Below are 16,511 nucleotides of genomic sequence, written 5' to 3'. Positions count from 1 at the left end.
AATGAAAGGATTTATCCATACCTATACGAAAGCTGTTGGAGGGAAAATCGGAAAATGGCTGACCTTGTTCATCTGGATTGCCGTCGTAGCCTTATTGAACATGATTTTCCCGCAGGCGAATTCCTATGAAAATAACCTTGCTGCCAACCTTACCGATGACCAGCCATCTGTAATCGCGCAAAAGCTCGCTGAAAAAGAATTCCCATCAGGTTCAGGCCAGCCTGCACTGCTTACCTGGTACCGAAGCACTGGTATTACGGATGGAGATTTACAAAGCATCCAAAAGTTGTCCGAAGGCCTTTCGAAAGAAAAACTGCCGCACCAGCTCGATAGCATTCCTTTGCACCAGATACCGCTGCCTGCTCTTAAGGAACAATTATCCGAAGATGGAAAGGCCTTTATTTTTCCAGTCCTTTTTGACAAAGATGCCAGTACAGAAGATCTAAATGACAGTATCGAAGCTTTGGATAAGCGTGTTTCGAGTATCTTTGTGAAAAACCCACTAAAGACAACGATGAAAGCAGAAGACGATTTGCTCGTTCGAGTAACCGGCCCTGTTGGCATTCAAGTTGATGCAACAGAACTGTTTGCACAGGGAGATGTGAAGCTGTTGCTTGCAACCGTCATCCTGGTACTTGTCTTCCTTCTTGTCATCTACCGTTCACCAATTCTGGCATTAGTGCCTCTAATAGCCGTTGGCTTCGCCTATGGTGTCATCAGTCCGCTGCTTGGCATCGCTGGGAAAGAAGAATGGGTGACGTTTGATTCCCAGGGATTGTCGATTATGACCGTGCTTCTATTTGGAGCAGGAACGGATTACTGTCTCTTTTTGATTGCTCAATATCGAAGTCAGCTTGAAGAAGAAGACAACAAACTGACTGCCCTGAAAAAAGCTTTAAGCAACTCTTCAGGAGCGATCGCCATGAGCGGACTAACCGTTGTGTTTTCGCTTTTAGCACTTCTTCTTGCCCAGTACGGTTCCATTCAGCGGTTTGCCGTGCCGTTCAGTTTATCGATTTTGATCATGATGATTGCTAGTTTAACTCTCGTTCCTTCGCTATTAAGCATCCTTGGAAGGGTTTCTTTCTTCCCGTTCATCCCTAGAACAGAGGAAATGATCAAGGAACGCGCTCTAAAAAAAGGAAAACCTGTTCCAGAACCGAAAGAAAAACACAAAGTTGGCAGGGCATTCGGCCACTTCATCACGAAGTTCCCAAAATCCATCACAGTGGTTACCACTTTGGTTCTTGGACTGCTCGCTTATTCTGCAACCAATATTACTTATACATTTGATACACTGTCCTCTTTTCCGAAGGATATGCCTTCAAGAGAAGGATTCCAGCTGATTTCTGACCATTTCACCCCTGGTGAGCTTGCTCCTCTGCAAGTAATGGTGCAAACGGAAGGAAAAGATGTCAAAGCAGCCGAAAAGTTAATGGACCTTGATTTCGTTGCAAAGGTTTCCGAACCTCAGCAAGGAAAATCTGACCCTAATCTGCTCTCTTACACAGTCGAACTGAAGGATAATCCATATTCCAATGAAGCGATGGATCGAATTCCAGTCATCCAGAAAACGGTCGCTTCTTCCTTAAAGTCTGAGGGAGTCGAAAAATCATCTGACAAAGTATGGATCGCCGGCCAAACAGCTGACCAATACGACACACGAAGCGTGACCGATGAAGATGCGAAAATCATCATCCCTGTGATTATCGTAATGATCGCCTTGTTATTGTTCTTCTACCTTCGTTCACTGGTTGCAATGGTGTACCTAATGGCAACCGTGCTCTTGTCCTACTTCAGTGCATTAGGACTGGGCTGGCTCGTTCTACACTATTTACTTGATTTCAATGCGATTCAAGGGTTCATCCCATTATATGCCTTCGTGTTCATTGTCGCTTTGGGAGAAGACTACAACATCTTCATGGTTTCAAGCATATGGAAAAAAAGCAGGAAGCACGCTCTGCCACTAGCAGTGAAAGAAGGAGTGGCCCAGACAGGGTCGGTCATCACGTCCGCAGGTCTCATCCTGGCAGGAACCTTCGCGGTGCTCACTACCCTGCCAATACAAGTTCTAGTCCAATTTGGAATTGTCACAGCCATCGGTGTACTTCTCGATACCTTTATCGTCCGTCCATTCCTAGTCCCTGCCTTAACGGTATGGATCGGGAAATACGTGTTCTGGCCTTCCAAACAAGCCAGAAAAGCTGTTGAATCTGAACTATAAAAAACAAAGGGCGCCTGGCTAGCAGGTGCCCTTTGTTTTTTATTGGTCATTTGCTCATTGTTCATATTGCCGGTCAGCCACTTTTACAAGCAGCTTACCTGTATTATTGCCATTAAAGAGATCAAGGAATGCATTCGGGATATTTTCAAACCCTTCTCGAATGGTTTCCCGGTATTGAAGCTTACCTTCCTGCAGCCATTTCCCAAGCTGGATTGCACCCTCCTGGAACCGATCGGAAAAGTCACCTACCGTAAAACCTTGCATGAGCACGCTTTTCTTAATCAACGTTGTTTGCACACGAGGTCCCACATCTACACTTTCCAGGTTATAAGAAGAAATCGATCCGCAAACAGGTATGCGTGCATATCGGTTCAGGTTCGCAAGCACTGCATCCGATACCTCACCGCCGACATTATCAAAATAAATATCCACTCCATTAGGACATGCCTCGGATATTTCTTGCTTCAAGTCCCCAGCTGTTTTGTAGTTAACCGCTTCATCAAATTGCAACTCATCCTTCAAGAAAGAGATCTTGTCCTCAGATCCCGCAATTCCAACTACTCGCGCGCCTTTTATTTTGGCAATTTGCCCTACAACAGAGCCGACTGCTCCTGCCGCTCCAGAAATAACGACCGTTTCTCTTTCTTTTGGCTTCCCAATATCCAATAATCCAAAATAAGCGGTTAGTCCCGTCATTCCTAATATGCCTAAATACGTTGAAATCGGTGCTAACGATGGGTCGATTTTTCTTATTTCCTTCTCTTTTGCCGCATAATGCGTCTGCCAGCCAAACATCCCAATAACGATATCACCCTGTTTAAAGTTTTCAGACTTAGATTCCACTACTTCTCCAATTGAACCGCCTTCAATCGCTTTACCAAGTTGAAAAGGTTCAATATATGATTCCGCATCTTGCATTCTGCCCCTCATGTAAGGATCAACAGACACATAAAGCGTACGCAGTAAAACTTCCCCTTCCGCAAGCTCTCGAATGTCATGTTCTACAAACTGAAATGTCTCAGCTCCAGGCATACCTTTAGGTCTGTTCGCTAATACAATTTGGCGTTTTACTTCCTTCATGGCAAAGCCCCTTTCACTTTTTGATGCAGCATGCTCCACTAAACGATTCAATCTTCTTTCGTCGAGAAAGCATTATTAAGTTTATTGTGAGGGAATTCATATTCTTTATCAAACAATTGAATTTCAAGGAAGGAAAACACGAATATACCCAAATAATATCATTTGCATTTTGGGGGGATTTTCCGAAAAATAATTTTTACCAACTAAGAAAAGAAATAATACCTCTCTTCAACTAAAAACATAAAGACCTCTTTAAATTGATTAGGGTCTTGTGGAAAATTTTCCTATGTATCGCTTGTATCGCTTGTCGCTATATTTGTTTCACTGGATCCTTTTAATCTACCTTTTTGCTGTTCTACAAGGTCTTTTGCTGTATCATCTAGTGGCTTGTCCGTATCGCGTAGCGCTATGAGCGCGCTAATGTCAGATTGAACAAAAATACGGCGGTCGCCATCCTTCATAAACTCGTATCCATTGCGCTCTAATATTTGTCCATACTTTCGTACGGTGGGAGTCGCTATTCCTACTTCTTCTGCCACTTCCTTGGTAGAGTAAGCCTGTTCATTCGGTTGTATAACGTACGCACCTCCTGTCTTTCAATATGAAGGGTTTGTACTGTATATGCAAGAGTCATATCGCCCATATCTATTCTAGTACCATATCTCCCTTTTCTCTGTTTACCTTTGAGAGTGTATCAAGCCCCACGCGTTTATTTATCCGATATTCTTTATAAATACCTATCTATGAAACGATATATAACCATTTACACTGCTATACTTTTACACGTTTACTATATTAAAAAGAACACTTTCTACCAGATCAGTGTACTGATGACAACCGAACAATAACGCAGAAGCCCGGAAGAACACGGAAGATCAAGCCCCGGAGCAGCCGTCCCACTCAGTGCAAAGCCTGTACAGTGCGGTTACAAACGACGAAGAAGAAAATAAAGACATTAACAAATTAAAGCCCAACCAGCAATATCACTGTTTGTTTTAAAGTAATCAACAATTTACTGATAAGAAATTCACGACAGCAACTGCTTGCACATAAAGACCTACAATTCCTACAATAGAATCCTCTTTCCTCCTATACTAAAGGGTTTAGCCATTGTGATAAAGCTAAACCATTTTTTATGCATCCTCTCTCATTCCCCTAAGACTGACTATTATTATCGTAAGAGTTCCCCAAATGCCCGCAATAAAAGGCCCAGGAAGAAACCGGACCAAATACGAGCCAGACTCTTTTTTATGCATAATTGTACGAATCTACTGAGCCATTAGCCATCTCAAATTATAGTACTTTTTAATATGATGTAGGGATAACATCAAGAAGGGAGGAAAAACACAATGTCAACCATAGATAAAAGCAAAAATTACAACTGTGAAAAGATGGTTGTACTGCGAGAAGCTTTCGGTGAAATATTTAGACCGTGTGACGGAAACACGTACACTTTAATTGACGCAACTGCAACACCAATGGAAAACGTGGATGCAGAGATAGGAAACTTTGGAGATTGCTCTGTTACGTTTCACTTCCTGCAAGAAAAGGGCGGAACGATTAATAAAACTGTCCCGGCTAACGCAGGAATTCGAGTGGTACAAATCCCGGGCCGTATCCTCTTGGTCTCAGTTACATGCAATTGTCCATGTGGAACAGGCAATCAATGTGACGCTGGCGCATTTGTGACTTTTTCACAGTGTGTTTGCTGCTGCCCTGATGGCCATGATGACTACCCGGCTTGACCCGAATATTACATTCTATAGAAGGCAGGTGAATACGATGTCAAGTAAAGATAAATATATAAAGAGCAAAGAAAGAAAATGTAAAACTAGTGAATGTGAATCTGTTGTTCGATTTGGATTTGCTGCGTTTGTAGATGAATGTGACCAAAATACCCATACTTTGGTGGAAGCCAATATAAGACCGCTGGAAAAACTGATAACAGATATAGAGAACTTTGGAGATTGCCCTGTTACGCTTCACTTCCTGCAACAAAATGGCGGAACGATTGATAAAACCGTTCAACCCGGAGACGAGATGACATTTTCAATTCCGGGACGGATCATACTCGTAACTGCTACATGTGAATGTCCATGCGGATCGGGCGGACCTACAGGTGAATGTGATATTGAAGTTGAATTCTCCTATACGGAGTGCATCTGTTGCTGAGATTCCTATGATCATTAAGCAAGTAAAATGACAAGATGATACCTGGCTGGAAAAAGAGGTGATTTGAATTGGAAAAATCCGATCTGGAGTTTCTAAAAAGACAGGTCCGAAGCATAAAAATGAGCCGCAGAAAAAAAGAAAAAGCAAATGAGAAAATCAACGAGATGATGAATGCGGTTGAACAATCGTCGATGGATAACGGCAAAATGATGGAAGAATTTCAACAAATTTTAACAATAATAAAATCTGAGAAAAACGTACCCAGATATACAACAGAGAAATCTAGCCAACACAAATGGGCGCTTTCCAGGATAAAACGATTATACCGTCAACAGAAATCGAACATGAGTTAAATGGAACTTTTGGATGAAACCGTTATAAAGATGTAAGGGAGCATAAACGACATCAAAAAGAGCTTATGATGAAAAATAGGTTATTCTATCGTGATGAGAATTTTATTTTCACTGAAGAAGAAGGGGATCCACTACCGATTAAACTCGTTATGAAAGGTTTACAACGCTTTGAAAAAGACGAACATTACTAAACATATTACCCTTCATAGTTTTAGGCATACTCATACTTCACTTCTAATTGAAGCTGGCGTAGATTTAAAAGCAATTCAACACCGTGTTGGACAAACCGATATAAATACAACCATGAACATTTATGCTTACATGACGAAAAATATGAAAGAAAAGGCCTCTCAAGCGTTCAGTGAACGAATGAAAGGCCTCTCTCAGAAACTTATTTTGTAGTTCAAAACTTTAAAATAAGTTTCGATGTCAACAAAATGTCAACAAATCAATATTCACTTACTCTAAAACCCTTACGCAACAAGGGTTTTTTCTTTTTATTACATCATGCCGCCCATGCCACCCATGCCGCCCATGTCTGGCATACCCATGCCTTTGTTTTCTTCTGGCTTGTCAGCAACAACTGCTTCAGTTGTTAAGAACATAGCCGCTACGGATGCAGCGTTTTGAAGAGCTGAACGTGTCACCTTCGTTGGGTCAACGATACCAGCTTCGATCATGTTTACCCATTCGCCAGTAGCAGCGTTGAAGCCTGTGCCGACTTCTTCGCGCTTCAGGCGCTCAACGATGACAGAGCCTTCAAGGCCTGCGTTGTGAGCGATTTGACGAACTGGCTCTTCCATTGCACGTAGTACGATGTTCACACCAGTAGCTTCGTCGCCTTCAGCCTGGATTGCAGCAACTTTGTTATATACGTTTAGAAGCGCAACGCCGCCACCTGATACGATACCTTCTTCAACTGCAGCGCGAGTTGAGTTCAAAGCATCTTCAATGCGAAGCTTGCGTTCTTTTAATTCAGTTTCAGTAGCAGCACCAACCTTGATGACTGCAACACCGCCAGCTAATTTAGCAAGGCGCTCTTGTAACTTTTCACGGTCAAATTCAGAAGTTGTTTCTTCCATTTGAACGCGGATCTGGTTAACACGGCTAGCGATTTGTGCGCTGTCTCCAGCACCTTCAACGATTGTTGTGTTTTCTTTTGTAACAACAACTTTAGAAGCGCGTCCTAAAGATGTGATTGTAGCAGATTTAAGGTCACGGCCAAGCTCTTCAGTGATCACTTCTCCGCCAGTTAATGCAGCGATATCTTCAAGCATAGCTTTGCGACGGTCGCCGAAGCCAGGAGCTTTTACTGCAACTGCATTAAATGTTCCGCGAAGTTTGTTAACTACTAATGTAGCAAGTGCTTCACCTTCAACATCTTCTGCAATCATTAATAATGGCTTGCCTTGCTGTACAACTTGCTCAAGAACAGGAAGGATCTCCTGGATGCTGCCGATTTTCTTGTCAGTGATCAAGATATACGGATTTTCAAGAACTGCTTCCATCTTATCAGAATCAGTTACCATATAAGGAGATGCATATCCGCGGTCGAACTGCATACCTTCTACAACGTCTAATTCTGTTGTGAAGCCTTTAGATTCTTCAATTGTGATTACGCCGTCGTTGCCAACGCGCTCCATTGCTTCTGCGATCAATTGGCCAACTTCTTCGTCAGCAGCAGAGATAGAAGCTACTTGAGCGATTGAAGCTTTGCCTTCGATTGGCTTTGAAATTGCCTTTAACTCTTCAACTGCAGTTACTGCAGCTTTTTCCATACCTTTACGGATGCCCATTGGGTTAGCACCAGCAGTTACGTTCTTAAGACCTTCACGGATCATAGCTTGAGCAAGAACCGTTGCAGTAGTCGTTCCGTCACCAGCAACGTCGTTAGTCTTGCTTGCTACTTCAGCAACAAGCTTAGCACCCATGTTTTCGAAAGCATCTTCAAGTTCGATTTCTTTCGCGATTGTCACACCATCATTTGTGATAAGTGGTGAACCGAATTTCTTCTCAAGAACCACATTGCGTCCTTTAGGTCCAAGAGTAACTTTTACTGCATTTGCAAGAGCGTCAACCCCGCGAAGCATCGCGCGGCGTGCTTCTTCACTGAACAAAATGTCTTTTGCCATTGTATAAAACCCTCCTCAAATTTGTGTTATATACGTACTGTCTTTAAGCAGCTATTATTCCACTACAGCAAGAATGTCGTTTTCACGCAAGATTAGGTACTCAGTTCCCTGGTACTTTACTTCTGTACCTGCGTATTTTGAGAAGATAATGCGGTTGCCAACTTCAACTTCAAGTGCCACGCGCTCTCCGTTTTCAAGGACACGTCCAGTACCAACAGCTACGACTTTACCTTCTTGAGGTTTCTCTTTCGCTGTGTCGGGTAAAACGATACCGCTTGCAGTTTTTTCTTCAGACTCAACAAGCTCAATAATAATGCGATCACCTAATGGCTTGATCAAGTGAATCAACCTCCTCAAATTATATGTAGATTATTATTTATTAGCACTCTCCTCATTCGAGTGCTAACACAATTTATATATTAATGAATCTCCATTTTTTTTGCAAGCATGAAGTCCAATTTTTTTTATAAAATTTATATTAGGTCCCTGGGCAGGAATCCAGTGACAGCAAGGACTATTTTTCGTTCCCGTTCCACAATATTCGACGACAATTTTCTCCGAATTTTAATTTAAGCTTGTTTAAAAAAAAGCCACCTTAAAGAGTATGCGGCTTCTGCGGAAATCTAACCATTTTTTTAGCAAGCATCCTACAATTTGAACTTTCAAGCTGCTTACTAGTAAAATGGAGAGATAGCATTATGGAACTTTTATCATAATAAAACGTATATAAAGTCATTATGTTTACGAAACGGCCTAAAAGGAGTTTTCATATTGAAAAAAGAATACTGGTACATTATCATCGCCTATATTGTCATGCAGCTTTCAAGCCTGGTCGGAATTCCGCTCGTTGCCTTTGTGGGAGCTGGGATGGGCAAGAGTCTTAAGGAAATGGAAACCCTATCGATTCCTTACTGGCTAGTCATTAGCTTTACACTGACACTGATCATCGTTTTGCTTATTTTACGGAAAGAATCAAAGATGCAGGCAGATTTGCGCGGAATGGCATCGCCAGCAAGCTCGGCTGCATGGGCCGTTGCCGGTGTATTTCTGGCATTGATGGCTCAATCCTTTGCAGCAAGCATTGAAAGGCTGCTCGGAATCGAAATGGGCTCAGAAAATACTCAAGAGATCATCAACCTCATTGAGAACTTCCCGGTTGTGATTCTCGTCAGCTCGATCATCGGGCCGATTTTGGAAGAAATCGTCTTCCGTAAAATCATCTTCGGAAGCCTTTATAAGAAAATGAACTTCTTTTTTGCTGCATTGATCAGTTCAGTGATTTTCGCGCTTGCTCATATGGAGCCCGAGCATGTCATCCTTTATTCGGCCATGGGCTTTACCTTTGCATTCCTTTATGTAAAAACAAAGCGAATCATCGTTCCGATCATCGCCCATGTCACAATGAATACGTTCGTTGTCCTGCTTCAATCCGTATTCAGGGAAGATATCGAGAGAATGATAAGAGAAGCAGAAAAAATCCAAAGCTTTATTGGGGGACTTTAAGTTATGAAGCAATCGCCTTTATTTTCAGGCATTGTCTACATCTTGCTAGGCAGCTTGTTCACCTACTTCGCCATCCAGAATGTCAGCGAAACCGGATGGGGATTTTTCACTTATCTCCTCGTCATGCTCGCGACCTTCGACTTCGGTTCCGGCATCCGGATGATCCTGCTCCATCTCAAACTTAAACAAATCCAGAAAAAATAGCCTCTTCATCCGAAGAGGCTATTTTTCATATCATTCTTCTGTGTCTGTATTGGTCGGATAATGCTTTAGGAAATAAATCAATGATTGCAGTTCTACAGACAGGTCAATATGGTGAATCCTGATGGAGTCCGGTACATTCAATCGTGCAGGCGTAAAATTCAGGATTCCCTTGATATTCGCCTGGACTAATCGGTCTGTAATAGGCTGGGCTACCGCAGACGGCACGGTAAGAATGGCCACCTGAATCCCTTCCTCGACAACTTTTTTGTCCAGCTCATCCATGTGATACACAGGCACGTCACCCATAACGGTGCCTACTTTTGCCTCATCTACATCAAAGGCAATTTCGATTTTCGTATTATTATTTTTTGAGAAATTATAATTCAAAAATGCTGTTCCAAGATTTCCGACCCCGATCAGTGCCACTTTTGTAAGCTCGTCCTGATCAAGTGTCTTTCGGAAAAATGTCAGGAGATAATTCACATTGTAGCCGTACCCCTTTTTACCTAAGGCTCCAAAATAAGAAAAATCCCTTCTGATTGTCGCTGAATCCACTTTTACCGCTTCACTTAACTCTGCAGATGAAACTCTTTGTTTACCTGAAGAATGTAAGTTCAATAAGAAACGGTAATAAAGCGGCAAGCGTTTTGCGGTTGCCTGCGGTATTTTCATAGGTTCGTTCATCATTCTCCATCCTCCACCCAATCAAAATTTCTATTTAAGCTTCTCATCTCTCTTAAAATCGCCATTTTTCCCGCCGGTTTTTTCGACTAAATACGTCTTGCCGATCACCATGCCTTTGTCAACGGCCTTGCACATATCATAAACAGTCAGCGCACATGCTGAAGCTGCTGTTAACGCTTCCATTTCCACCCCTGTATTCCCTTTTGTTTTTACAGATGCGGTAATATTTAAAATATAGTCATTTCCATTTTGCTCCCATTCGAAGCTAAGGTCAATGCCTGTTAATGGAAGTGGATGACACATTGGAATGATTTCCGACGTCTTCTTGGCCGCCATGATGCCCGCTACCTGTGCAACAGCCAGCACATCCCCTTTTTTCATCTTATTTTCTGTGATTCTTATATATATATCTTCATTCACAATTATACTTGAATGGGCGATTGCCGTGCGGACCGTCTCAGATTTATCGCTGACGTCCACCATTTTTGCTCTGCCTTCTTCGTTAAAATGAGTAAATTCTGCCATGTTCATGCTCCCTTCAACCAAATGATACACTATTTTCACAAAGTTGTGTGTGAACTTTGTTGCTGAGTTCACAAATTCCTTGTCATTCCTTGTCTTTGGTGGGTTTCATATATTGCCGAGCTTATGTGAATGGGTTACACTATCTCTAAGGCAATAGAGGTGAATAATAATGATCTTATTACAAGTTAATCAGCTGACAAAATATTTCGCTGCTGATCTTATTTTATCGAATATAAAGTTTGAAATACAGACCCATGACCGTGTTGCTTTAGTTGGCCGCAACGGAGCAGGGAAATCGACCCTGCTGAAGATTATCGCCGGGCACGAGGCGCATGACAGCGGCGAAATCATCCGCCCTAAAGGGACGACGATCGGATACCTGGCACAGAATACCGGTCTCGAATCCGAAAAAAGCATCTGGGAAGAAATGCTTGGCGTTTTTAACCATCTGCATTCCATGGAAAAAGACCTGCGCCGGCTTGAGGAAAAAATGTCGGACCCTGACATACTGACAAACCAGACTGAATATGACAGAGTTCTCAAAGAATATGATCTTTTGCAGGTCCAGTTCAAGGAGCAAGGCGGTTATCAATATGAAGCCGACATCCGCTCCGTGCTCCATGGCCTGAACTTCCATTCCTTTGATTACTCTACAAAAATATCCACATTAAGCGGAGGCCAAAAAACAAGGCTTGCTCTAGCTAAGCTCCTTTTGACCCGCCCGGATATTTTAATTCTGGATGAACCGACAAACCACCTTGATATCGACACTCTTTCTTGGCTGGAAAAATACCTTCAGGGTTATGATGGCGCAATCCTTATTGTTTCCCATGATCGTTACTTCCTTGATAAAGTCGTTAATCAGGTATATGAAATTTCCCGCCATCAGCTGGCAAAATTCCCGGGGAACTACAGCTCTTACTTAAATCAAAAAGCTGAAAACTATGAACGGGATATGAAGCTTTTTGAAAAGCAGCAGGATGAGATTTCAAAGCTCCAGGACTTCATCCAGCGAAACCTGGCGCGCGCTTCCACTACTAAAAGAGCTCAAAGCCGCAGGAAACAGCTTGAAAAGATTGACCGGATGGACAAGCCGCTTGGCGATGAAAAATCCGCTTCCTTCAGTTTTCAGATTGAACGCCAAAGCGGAAATGATGTCCTAAAGGCTGATACACTCGCTGTAGGATATAGCGATGACGTCGTTTCGGAAAATATCTCATTCAATCTATCTCGCGGTGATAGCACTGCCTTAGTTGGACCAAATGGTGTCGGCAAATCAACCTTGCTGAAGACAATCGTTGAAAAGCTACCTTCAATCACTGGCAGCATCCACTATGGTTCAAACGTATCGATCGGTTATTATGATCAGGAACAAGCTGAGCTAAGCTCAAATAAAAAGGTACTAAACGAGCTTTGGGACGAATATCCACTTAAGCCGGAAAAAGAAATTCGCACGGTTCTCGGCAATTTCCTCTTCTCAGGCGACGATGTATCAAAAATCGTTTCAACGCTCAGCGGCGGTGAAAAAGCACGTCTGGCACTCGCCAAGATGATGATGCAAAAATCCAACTTCCTGATTCTTGACGAGCCCACGAACCACTTGGACTTGGACAGCAAGGAAGTGCTGGAAAATGCACTGATCGATTACCCGGGCACAATCCTGTTCGTTTCGCACGACCGTTATTTTATCAACAGAATCGCCACAAAGGTCATTGAGCTCGACCGCGATGGCGCAACCGAGTTCCTGGGTGATTATGATTATTACCTCGAGAAAAAGCTCGAACAGGAAGAACTGAAAGCACTCGCAGAACAGTCTTCAAAAGCTTCAAGCAGTGCTGTCGACACTTCTAAACAAGATAAAAACTCCTATCAGCAGGATAAAGAATCTAAAAAGCTGGAACGCCAGCGCAAACGGCGTATGGAGGAAGTCGAAGCAGCGATCGAACAGCTTGAAGTGGAGGTCGCTGAATACGAAGAACTCTTATGTGATCCTGATGTCTTCCAAGATCACGAAAAAGCAGCCGATATTAACAACAAAATCGAAACGGCCAAAGAGAAGCTTGAGGTATTGATGGAAGAATGGACAGAGTTGGCTTAAGAGAGTACAGATAGAAAGAGTCTATGCCGGGCGGCGAGTTGTCGCCCGGTTTTTATTTGCATATAAATGAGAAATTCGGTGTCGCTGGAAAAATTCTTCTGAGTTCGCCAATATAGTTTGAAACCAAATTAATTGGTTTATCGCTAAATTTACTAGTTTTCGCCGAATTAATTAGATTTCCTCCAAATAAATGTCATTTCCGCCAATAACCCCACCACTATGGCAAAAAAATGAAACCACTTAGTCAATCAATCTTTATTGATCCATTGGATACTCAACTATTTTAATTAACGATCAGCATTAGAGATTTTAAGGAAGCACTAGATTTACTAGATTTCATATTAAAAAAACCTCGCCATTTAATAAAAAATTTAAATTAATCCACAAAAAAGGTCCCAGATGAATTCCGGGACTTTTTGTTCACAAAGTTATTCACATAAGAAAGATTGATTTATGGCTTATCCAGAGACTTTTCCACATTATCCACAAAATAAGCGGAATTTATCCACATTATACACAGAAACACACAAAAACCAGCAAGATATCCACAACAAAATCAGAAAATTTATTTTTTACTTCCGACTATCGTTGTGGATAGTTATCTCTAAACCAGGATTTCCGTTCAAAGTTAAACCCGCACGCTCGCCTTTTTCAAACAATACACTTCCAGCAGCGGCAATCATCGCTGCATTGTCTGTACACAATGACAATGGCGGAATGACAATTTCCACATCAAGTTCAGCAAATGCCTTGGACAGAGCCTCTCTAAGTCCCTTGTTTGCTGCAACCCCACCAGCAAGCAGTACTTGCTTAACTCCATACTGATTCACAGCTTTAAGAGTTTTAGTCACAAGCACATCAATGACACTTTCCTGGAAGCTTGCTGCTAGCTCAGCAGGGACAATTTCAACTCCACGCTGCTGGGCGTTGTGCACAACATTGATGACTGCAGATTTCAAGCCGCTGAAGCTGAAATCATACGACCCTTCTTCCAGCCAGGCACGCGGCAGATCAATCGTAGCCTGTCCTTCCTGTGCCAGCCTGTCGATATGCGGTCCTCCCGGATATGGAAGATTCAATGTCCGTGCGACCTTGTCATAAGCTTCACCTGCTGCGTCATCACGAGTCTCGCCAATAACCTCGAAATAGCCATGCTCTTTCATGTACACCAGCTCGGTGTGCCCGCCAGAAACGACAAGGGAGATCAACGGAAACTTCATCTCCGTTACAAGACGGTTCGCATAGATATGACCGGCAATATGATGCACACCTACCAACGGGATATCATTTGCGAACGCCAAAGCTTTTGCAGCATTGACCCCGATTAATAAAGCACCCACGAGTCCAGGTCCTTCTGTCACCGCAATGGCATCCAAATCCTTTATTTCGATGTTTGCCTGAGCTAAGGCTTCTTCCAATACAATCGTTATCTGTTCGACGTGATGGCGTGATGCAATCTCCGGAACGACCCCTCCGAATCTCTTATGGCTCTCTATTTGTGAAGCCACCACATTCGACAGGATTTCCCGGCCATTTTTCACTATTGAAACAGCTGTTTCATCACAGCTCGTTTCAATTCCCATTATTAATAAATCTTTTGTCATTATAAATTCACCCACATTACTAAAGCATCTTCCATATTGTCCGTATAATATTGCTTTCTTAAAGCACCTTCTTCAAATCCAAACTTACGGTATAGATTCTGAGCTATTTCATTGCTCACTCTGACCTCTAAAGTGATCCTTATAGCTCCTGATTCGCGCGCTATCTCTATGATCCTGCCCATAAGCGACTCTCCAAGCTTCATTCCACGATAGTCCGGTAAAAGTGCTATGTTTGTGATATGTGCTTCATCTACGATAATCCACACACCGCAATAGCCAACTACCTTCTCATCGACTTCTGCAACTAGATAGTGAGCAAACTGGTTCTTCGTTAATTCATTGTAAAAAGCTTCCCTGCTCCAAGGCGTAGCAAAAGAATGAATCTCTACCTCTATTACATCATCAAGATCCTCAACAGTCATCTTACGGAAAGTTATTGTATTATTCATTTCATCTTCCCACTTATTTATTATTCTCTTGTGATTTCAGCCAATTGGCTTCTGCTTCTGCCATGCGAATATAGTTAGGGACAAATGAATGAAGATCGACACTCTCTTTATCCCTTCCTAATAACGCCAGTTCGGCTGGCCGCGGATTAAGTTCAGTGCTTGCTGCAAAAACTGCCTTGTTACCAAGCTCCTCTTTAATCACATTTTCATGTAAAAGCAAATCGTTGCTAGTAAATAAAATTCTGCTGTCCATTTCATTAAGCGTTCGGACCCAGTCTGCTGACATAACCAGCTGATCCTCTTTTACCGTTTGTAAATCTTGATTTTCAAAGTTATATAACCCTGTATAGATTTGTCCTCTCCTCGCATCAAAGAAAGGTGATACATATCCATCAAAATATCGTCCTGCCGAAGCAGCAGCCACTTCAAGGCTTGAAACGCCTGACATAGGAATATTCAACGTCCATGCAAGTGTCTTGGCAATCGTCACTCCTATGCGCACGCCTGTATAGGAACCAGGGCCTGCAGCAACAACAACCTTCGATAAATCTCCTGGCTTAATGCTGCATTCATTCATCAATGTCTGAATGGCAGGCATCACTCGAACAGAATGATTCTTCTTTATATTTGAAATGTACTCGCCCATCACGGTGTCGCCATCCAAAAGGCCAATCCCCAGAACATAATTGGAAGTATCAATCGATAATACCTTCATTTAAAAAATCTCCTTACACAATTCTTCATACCGTTCACCTTTTGGCTCAGCCACTATTCTCCTGGCCCCGTTATCGTCCAAGTAGAGCTGGAGCAGCAGGAGATCCTTTGGCAGCTGGGCTTCAATTAAATGTGCCCATTCTACCACCGTCACACCATTACCTTCAAAGTATTCTTCAAAACCAAGATCTTCAAACGCATCCTCCACCCTATACACATCCATATGGTATAGAGGAAGCCTTCCCTGGTACTCTTTAATGATCGTGAAAGTCGGACTGTTCACATTCCGAGTAATTCCCAAACCTTCAGCAAGCCCTTTAGTAAAAGTCGTCTTGCCTGCTCCTAAATCCCCTTCAAGTGCTATAACGTCTCCGGCTTTTAACAGACCTGCAAGCCTTTTGGCAAAATCCTTAGTTTGCTCAGGCTGCTTCGATAGAAATTGATAAGTCGCCATATATTATCACCCTTGCTTCTTTTCCATTTGGCTCTGTTAACACGGCTGTTGATTTTCGTTCCAGGCGCTTCGCTTTCCGCGGGGCTGGCGCTGAGCCTCCTCGTCGCTTTGCTCCTGCGGGGTCTCACCCGACCAGCTGCGCCCGCAGGAGTCTTCGCGCCTTCCACTACAATCAACAGGGTTTAAAAATCAACATTCAGCTTTAACAGAGCCTTCCATTTAAATAAGTATTAATGCTTTCATTAAATCTAATAGAAGCATTATAAAAAATCCTCTAATAAAAAATCCTTAGGATGTCTCCTAAGGATGACTATT

The 16,511-nt window shown here is 42.6% G+C and carries 18 protein-coding genes; 8 read left to right on the top strand and 10 right to left on the bottom strand.

The features are described 5' to 3' along the window. The first annotated feature begins 1 nt into the window (after position 1). Positions 2 to 2,224, top strand: a complete 2,223-nt coding sequence (locus AABM38_RS01460) for an MMPL family transporter (RefSeq protein ID WP_423408794.1) — start codon at positions 2 to 4, stop codon at positions 2,222 to 2,224. A 54-nt stretch (positions 2,225 to 2,278) separates the two neighbouring features. On the opposite strand, the gene AABM38_RS01455 is transcribed toward AABM38_RS01460, so the two are convergent. Both AABM38_RS01455 and AABM38_RS01450 read right to left on the bottom strand, forming a co-directional pair. Further along, positions 2,279 to 3,304, bottom strand: coding sequence for an NADP-dependent oxidoreductase (locus AABM38_RS01455; RefSeq protein ID WP_423408793.1), 1,026 nt, complete (start codon positions 3,302 to 3,304; stop codon positions 2,279 to 2,281). Positions 3,305 to 3,588: 284 nt separating this feature from the next. Then, positions 3,589 to 3,765, bottom strand: a complete 177-nt coding sequence (locus AABM38_RS01450) for a hypothetical protein (protein WP_423408792.1) — start codon at positions 3,763 to 3,765, stop codon at positions 3,589 to 3,591. An 888-nt stretch (positions 3,766 to 4,653) separates the two neighbouring features. Here AABM38_RS01450 and AABM38_RS01445 point away from each other — a divergent pair. The 4 genes from AABM38_RS01445 (at position 4,654) to AABM38_RS01430 (ending at position 6,231) form a co-directional block, all read left to right on the top strand. Continuing rightward, the gene (locus AABM38_RS01445) at positions 4,654 to 5,049 is read left to right on the top strand and encodes a hypothetical protein (RefSeq protein ID WP_335377932.1); all 396 of its coding nucleotides are present in this window, start codon (positions 4,654 to 4,656) and stop codon (positions 5,047 to 5,049) included. 37 nt (positions 5,050 to 5,086) lie between these two features. Next, a complete protein-coding gene (locus AABM38_RS01440) occupies positions 5,087 to 5,476 on the top strand; it encodes a hypothetical protein (RefSeq protein ID WP_423408791.1) in 390 nt (129 codons plus the stop codon). A 68-nt stretch (positions 5,477 to 5,544) separates the two neighbouring features. After that, complete coding sequence (locus AABM38_RS01435; protein WP_335377934.1) at positions 5,545 to 5,829, top strand: hypothetical protein; 285 nt, start codon at positions 5,545 to 5,547, stop codon at positions 5,827 to 5,829. Positions 5,830 to 5,997: 168 nt separating this feature from the next. Further along, the gene (locus tag AABM38_RS01430) at positions 5,998 to 6,231 is read left to right on the top strand and encodes a tyrosine-type recombinase/integrase (protein ID WP_423408790.1); all 234 of its coding nucleotides are present in this window, start codon (positions 5,998 to 6,000) and stop codon (positions 6,229 to 6,231) included. A 98-nt stretch (positions 6,232 to 6,329) separates the two neighbouring features. Here AABM38_RS01430 and groL read toward each other — a convergent pair whose 3' ends face one another. Further along, positions 6,330 to 7,961 (bottom strand): chaperonin GroEL, encoded by a 1,632-nt coding sequence (gene groL / locus AABM38_RS01425; protein WP_423408789.1) that lies wholly within the window; start codon positions 7,959 to 7,961, stop codon positions 6,330 to 6,332. A 54-nt stretch (positions 7,962 to 8,015) separates the two neighbouring features. Beyond that, positions 8,016 to 8,300 (bottom strand): co-chaperone GroES, encoded by a 285-nt coding sequence (groES, locus tag AABM38_RS01420; protein ID WP_041967795.1) that lies wholly within the window; start codon positions 8,298 to 8,300, stop codon positions 8,016 to 8,018. Between the two features lie 432 nt (positions 8,301 to 8,732). On the opposite strand from groES, the gene AABM38_RS01415 reads away from it, so the two are divergent. Next, complete coding sequence (locus tag AABM38_RS01415; RefSeq protein ID WP_423408788.1) at positions 8,733 to 9,464, top strand: lysostaphin resistance A-like protein; 732 nt, start codon at positions 8,733 to 8,735, stop codon at positions 9,462 to 9,464. 3 nt (positions 9,465 to 9,467) lie between these two features. Beyond that, complete coding sequence (locus AABM38_RS01410) at positions 9,468 to 9,668, top strand: YdiK family protein (RefSeq protein WP_335377938.1); 201 nt, start codon at positions 9,468 to 9,470, stop codon at positions 9,666 to 9,668. A gap of 30 nt (positions 9,669 to 9,698) precedes the next feature. On the opposite strand, the gene AABM38_RS01405 is transcribed toward AABM38_RS01410, so the two are convergent. Together AABM38_RS01405 and moaC are read right to left on the bottom strand one after the other, a co-directional pair. Then, entirely contained in the window at positions 9,699 to 10,355 is a 657-nt protein-coding gene (locus AABM38_RS01405; protein ID WP_335377939.1) for a redox-sensing transcriptional repressor Rex, read from the bottom strand. 27 nt (positions 10,356 to 10,382) lie between these two features. Then, positions 10,383 to 10,877: a cyclic pyranopterin monophosphate synthase MoaC gene (gene moaC / locus AABM38_RS01400; protein WP_423408787.1), complete on the bottom strand. Its 495-nt coding sequence runs from the start codon at positions 10,875 to 10,877 to the stop codon at positions 10,383 to 10,385. 169 nt (positions 10,878 to 11,046) lie between these two features. Here moaC and AABM38_RS01395 point away from each other — a divergent pair, with 169 nt between their 5' ends. Next, positions 11,047 to 12,975 carry an ABC-F family ATP-binding cassette domain-containing protein gene (locus AABM38_RS01395; protein WP_423408786.1) on the top strand — a complete coding sequence of 643 codons (1,929 nt, stop codon included), beginning with the start codon at positions 11,047 to 11,049 and terminating at the stop codon, positions 12,973 to 12,975. 572 nt (positions 12,976 to 13,547) lie between these two features. Here the strand turns inward: AABM38_RS01395 and tsaD are convergent. From tsaD to tsaE, 4 genes are read right to left on the bottom strand one after another with little or no spacing between them, the layout of a single operon-like run. After that, positions 13,548 to 14,579: a tRNA (adenosine(37)-N6)-threonylcarbamoyltransferase complex transferase subunit TsaD gene (gene tsaD / locus AABM38_RS01390; protein WP_423408785.1), complete on the bottom strand. Its 1,032-nt coding sequence runs from the start codon at positions 14,577 to 14,579 to the stop codon at positions 13,548 to 13,550. Next, a complete protein-coding gene (gene rimI, locus AABM38_RS01385) occupies positions 14,579 to 15,028 on the bottom strand; it encodes a ribosomal protein S18-alanine N-acetyltransferase (protein ID WP_423408784.1) in 450 nt (149 codons plus the stop codon). Before rimI ends, tsaD begins: the two co-directional genes overlap by 1 nt. A 13-nt stretch (positions 15,029 to 15,041) precedes the next feature. Then, the gene (tsaB, locus tag AABM38_RS01380; RefSeq protein ID WP_423408783.1) at positions 15,042 to 15,743 is read right to left on the bottom strand and encodes a tRNA (adenosine(37)-N6)-threonylcarbamoyltransferase complex dimerization subunit type 1 TsaB; all 702 of its coding nucleotides are present in this window, start codon (positions 15,741 to 15,743) and stop codon (positions 15,042 to 15,044) included. Beyond that, positions 15,744 to 16,196 carry a tRNA (adenosine(37)-N6)-threonylcarbamoyltransferase complex ATPase subunit type 1 TsaE gene (tsaE, locus tag AABM38_RS01375; RefSeq protein WP_423408782.1) on the bottom strand — a complete coding sequence of 151 codons (453 nt, stop codon included), beginning with the start codon at positions 16,194 to 16,196 and terminating at the stop codon, positions 15,744 to 15,746. It lies immediately after the preceding gene. Positions 16,197 to 16,511 lie beyond the last annotated feature (315 nt).

It is taken from the genome of Heyndrickxia sp. MSNUG (assembly GCF_049532715.1).
GTDB lineage: Bacteria > Bacillota > Bacilli > Bacillales > Cytobacillaceae > Mesobacillus.
The sequence above is the reverse complement of the archived record's forward strand: the minus strand, read 5'-3'. Positions and strand labels throughout refer to the sequence as shown.